This is a genomic window from Candidatus Binatota bacterium (assembly GCA_012960245.1).
Lineage (GTDB): Bacteria > Desulfobacterota > Binatia > UBA1149 > UBA1149 > UBA1149.
In genome coordinates, this window is sequence record DUBO01000022.1 from 1 (window position 1) to 4,554 (window position 4,554).

Below are 4,554 nucleotides of genomic sequence, written 5' to 3' on the forward strand. Positions count from 1 at the left end.
GTTGTTGTGGTGGTTGTCGTCGTGGTGGTGGTTGTCACCAGAACGCTACAACTTCCGCAACCAAAACTTTCGACCTCAGAGACGCACTGGTTATCCCAGTCGATGTTGCAACAATACGGATCTGATGAACAGACGCAGGCTTCGACGACGGGGTCGCTGCAACCGGTCTCGCCGGAAACGGCCTCGCAACAGTCGCTCACCACCACCGCCCGGCACTGGCACTGCTCGGCACCGCTACCGGCCGCGTTACACGGCCCCGGGCAGGCCGAGGACTGCGTTCCGTCGCACTGCTCGCCGGCTTCAACGATATTGTTTCCACACACGGGCGCCGGGCAGCTGCAGTCGGGGTCGCAGGGACCGGCGACACAGCCGCCCAGCTCGGAGCCATCGCAGCTTTCGCCGCTTTCGATGATGTCGTTTCCACAGATGGGCGCCGGGCAGCTGCAGTCGGGGTCGCAGGGACCGAGCGGGCAGAGTCCAAGGTTATTGCCGTCGCACTGCTCGCCGCTTTCCACTATCCCGTTACCACACTCGGCATTTCCGACCTGGCAGCTGGCGTTGTCGAAACGAAAACTGGCGATGCGGGTGGTCCAGTTGCCGCCGGCCGGCATGTACTCGTTGGTGTACCAGAAGGTGCACCCGTCTGCCGGGTCGACGTTCATAGAACTGTAGTCACCCCAGCGCGTGCCCGCCGCCTGCGAACTGCTGCCGTTTACTATGGTGGCCTCGCCCGTGGTCATGGCGCCGGCGGGGTCGCCGGCCGTGCGACCTACGTAGCGGATGCCCGGAAACACGGTGCTGCTGCTCACACTGTAGCCGAGCGCGATATTGCCACCCGAGTCCATGGCTATGCTGCCCATCCAGCGGTGATGGGAATCGGGCGCCCAGGTCCCTTCCTGGTGGAGCGTCCAGGCGCCGCCTCCCGTCCGCCGCAGCTCGAACCAGCGTATGCCGTGGTGATCGGAGGCACCGCCGGCCACGTCGGTCACGAAGTTACCGACCAGGACCTCGTAGTCGCCGAAATTACGGTACTGCACGCGGTTCATGACTACTTCGCGCAAGGGGTCCAGGCGGGTCGTCGTCCCGGGCTGGGGTACGCACTCGAACGATGTAAGCCCGCACAGCTCCGACTCGAACTCAGAGATCGCAATATCCTGGGCCTTGGCGAGCGTAGAGTTACCCGGGGTTACGAAATCAACGTCGAAATTCCAGATCTCGAGATAGTCTTCGGTCGGGTTATTCGAAGCACCGTTGTGGACCTCGTCGTCGCGCTGGCGAAACAGCAGGCCCGGCGACCCCGCCGGTGGAGCCGCCAGGCCGTCGGCGTCGGCTGGCTGCACAATCTGGAAACTGAAGCCTCCCAGGTTCTGCACGGTCAGCCTTACAAACGACGCTGTCGGGTCGCCGGCCAGCATCCTGTCGCGGTCCAACGCGTAAACCGCAGGGCTGCTTTCGTTCGTACCGACGTAGTATGCGTCGTTCCACACTCCGTACTTGGGGTAGTCGGGAAACTGGGGCACGGAGAAATCGTAGGCGTGCCAGCCACCGGCCACCGGGTCGCCTGTACGCGACACGTACACGCACAGGTGGTTACCCGAGCTGGCAAACTCGCTCAGCAGCCAGCGACCGGCCAGCTGGTCGTACAAGACTATCGGATCGCCGCGTCCCGAAGCGCAGGCGCCGCTACCAGGCCACAGTGAGTGCAGGCTGGTCGGGCCGGCCACGGTGGCGCCGGTGCTCTTGTTGATCACCAGAAAAGGTGTGCCACCAGAGCCGTTGGTCATCTGTATGTAGTAGGTCGGCCCCACGTCGCCCACGGTGTCGGGCGGCATGACGAAGCTGTTGCCCAGCCCGTCGGTGTTGAGCAGCGGCGCGCTGAAGGCCCTGGAGCTACCCCGGTACTGCAGCGCCTCGGAGACCGAGCGCTGCAGGTGAAGCAGCGGGTCGGGCTGGTCAAGGGTGGTCCAGTTCAGCGGACCCGTGCCCCTGGGATACAGGCGCCGCTTGGGCCCCTCCATCACCGAGCGGCCGGGAAGGAACTCCTCTACCAGCGGCAGTTCGCGCAGGTTGCCCGTGAAGGTCCTGGCAGCCACGGCCCGGCCATGGGAAATCTGCTGGGCCTGGGCGGCGGCCGAAGCAGGCAACATGCCCATCAGCACGGCCGTGGTGGCCAAGGCAACCAGGAGCAAGTCAGTGAGCCTCGACGGCGCGATGCAACCGTGCCCGGGCACAATCAAGCCCATGAGCGTGTCGCCCGTCACCGACACCCGTACCGGCCCCTGGCAGCTTTTCCCCGTCACCATCGATCACCCCGGCAACCGCTGGGCGGTGGGCCGTACAGGAATGTACAGAACGGGGTAGCTGATTACAAACCGTTTTTGTGCACTGCCCTCAAGCTTTTACACCGGCCAACAGAATTGCAAAGCGCCTGGCTCGGTGAGAAACCATTGAGTTATGAAAAACGAAAAGCTGGAGCTCAAGCACACCAACTACGCCGTCGACAACGGCGTAGCCACGATTACCCTTTCGCGCCCCGAACAGCTCAACGCCTTCACCCCCCGCATGATAGGCGAGCTGCTGGTCCTTTTTGAGCAGGTGGACCGGGACGACTCCGTGCGCGCGGTGGTCGTAACCGGTGAAGGACGCGCCTTCTGTGCGGGAGCGGACCTGTCCACGGGCGGATCGACCTTTGATTCGGCAGCCCACGGCGAAACCGAAGGGCTCGACACCCATCGCGACGGCGGCGGGCGCGTGGCCCTCGCCATACACAGCTGCCGCAAGCCCGTCATCGCGGCCATCAACGGCCCCGCCGTGGGCGTGGGCATAACCATGACACTGCCGATGGACATCAGGATAGCGGCCGAAGACGCCAAGATAGGTTTCGTCTTTGCGCGCCGGGGCATCGTACCCGAAGCCTGCTCGTCCTGGTTCCTGCCCAGGATAGTGGGCATAGCCAAGGCCAGCGAGTGGGCAGTGACCGGGCGCGTGTTTCGAGCCAGCGACGAAGCCGACTCGGGCTTGTTTAACTACGTGCTACCCACAGACCAGGTGCTGGCAAAAGCAATGGACATCGCGCGTGAGATCGCCGACAACACATCAGCTGTGTCGGTGGCGCTGGCGCGCGCGTTGATGTGGCACGGGCTCGGACAGGCCTCGCCGCAGGAAGCCCACCTCATCGATTCAAAATGCATCTGGTGGGCCGGTCGCGGGGCTGACTGCCGCGAGGGGGTAGAGGCCTTCCTGGCCAAGCGACCCGCTGAGTTCCGTATGAGCGCGTGGAGCGACCTTCCCGACTTCTACCCCTGGTGGGAAGAACCCGAAGTCTGAGCTCGCGCTACTCAGCTCTGGCAGCTCAGCTCTGGCACTCGGCGTAGTCTACCAGCTCCTTGAGGTAGTCGAAGGAGTACATGCCGGTGTCGTGCCCGTCTGCCCAGCGCAACCTGAGAGCATAGCGGCCAACCCCCTCTATGCCTTCGAGCCTGGTCACGCCGCCGGCCACGAAGGTGACCTCGTTGCTGTGCCCCTGGCATTGAGCGCAAGGACACCAGCCTCGCAGACCCTCGAGAAGGTAGCTGTTCGAGCTGCCGTCCTGCCAGGCTATCGTGAGCAGCCCGCTGTCGTTGTCGTGCTCCACGCTGGCCGGCTGGGGACCACGCAGTTCGGGCCCCGCCTCGAGCAACTCGCCCACCTTGTCGGCAAGCGCAACAAAGCGGCCGGCCACCTCGCTTTCGGGATGGGAAATCACCAGGGGCACGCCCGCGTCTCCGCTCTGGCAGACTTCGGGCTCCAGCGGCAACTCGGCCAGCAGCGGCACGCCAAGCGTTCGCGCGGTCTGCTCGGCTCCCCTCTCGCCGAACACCGGGTCCACGTGCCCGCAGTCGGAGCACACTATACCGCTCATGTTCTGCACCACGCCGAGCATGGGAGCGTTGAGCCTGTTGAGCAACGAAACGCCGCGGGCGACGTCTGCCAGGGCCAGGTCCTGCGGCGTGGTGACGATGACTACACCGTCAAGCGGTACTTCCTGGGCGACTGTGAGCTGGATGTCGCCGGTGCCCGGCGGCATGTCGAGCACCAGGCAATCGAGCTCGCCCCAGGCCACGCCCCTTAGAAACTGCCTCGTGGCGCTCATCACCAGCGGCCCACGCCAGAGCACGGGCGAATCCTCGTCGAGGAAAAACCCCATCGAGATTACCTTCATGCCGTGCACCTGCAGGGGCTTGACGAGTTCTCCCTCGGGACGCGGCCGCTCGAGCAGGCCCAGCATAACCGGCGCGCTCGGTCCGTAGATGTCGAGATCGGCAAACCCGACGCGCAGCCCCCGCGCGGCCATGGCCGCCGCCAGGTTTACGGCCACGGTGGACTTGCCAACGCCACCCTTGGCCGAACTGACGGCCACTATGTGATCGACGCCGGGCAGTTGCTGCACGACCTTTTCCTGGCCTGTTTTCTGCGCGGCCCCTTTTTGAGCTCCCGCTTGGCTGGCTGCGTTGTCAGGCATTGCTGCTGTCGCCCTCTACCGATCCATTACCCGAGCCGTTGGCCTGCCCGCTT

At 64.6% G+C, this 4,554-nt stretch carries 3 protein-coding genes; 1 reads left to right on the plus strand and 2 read right to left on the minus strand.

Annotation, left to right across the window (positions count from 1 at the left end; genetic code table 11):
• Positions 1-2,303, minus strand: a 2,303-nt coding sequence (locus EYQ35_03365) for a hypothetical protein (GenBank protein HIF63178.1), incomplete at its 3' end; no start/stop codon positions are given.
• 151 nt (positions 2,304-2,454) lie between these two features.
• Between EYQ35_03365 and EYQ35_03370 the strand changes: the two genes are divergently transcribed.
• The gene (locus tag EYQ35_03370) at positions 2,455-3,327 is read left to right on the plus strand and encodes an enoyl-CoA hydratase (GenBank protein HIF63179.1); all 873 of its coding nucleotides are present in this window, start codon (positions 2,455-2,457) and stop codon (positions 3,325-3,327) included.
• A 25-nt stretch (positions 3,328-3,352) separates the two neighbouring features.
• On the opposite strand, the gene EYQ35_03375 is transcribed toward EYQ35_03370, so the two are convergent.
• Positions 3,353-4,501, minus strand: coding sequence for a DUF971 domain-containing protein (locus EYQ35_03375; protein HIF63180.1), 1,149 nt, complete (start codon positions 4,499-4,501; stop codon positions 3,353-3,355).
• Positions 4,502-4,554 lie beyond the last annotated feature (53 nt).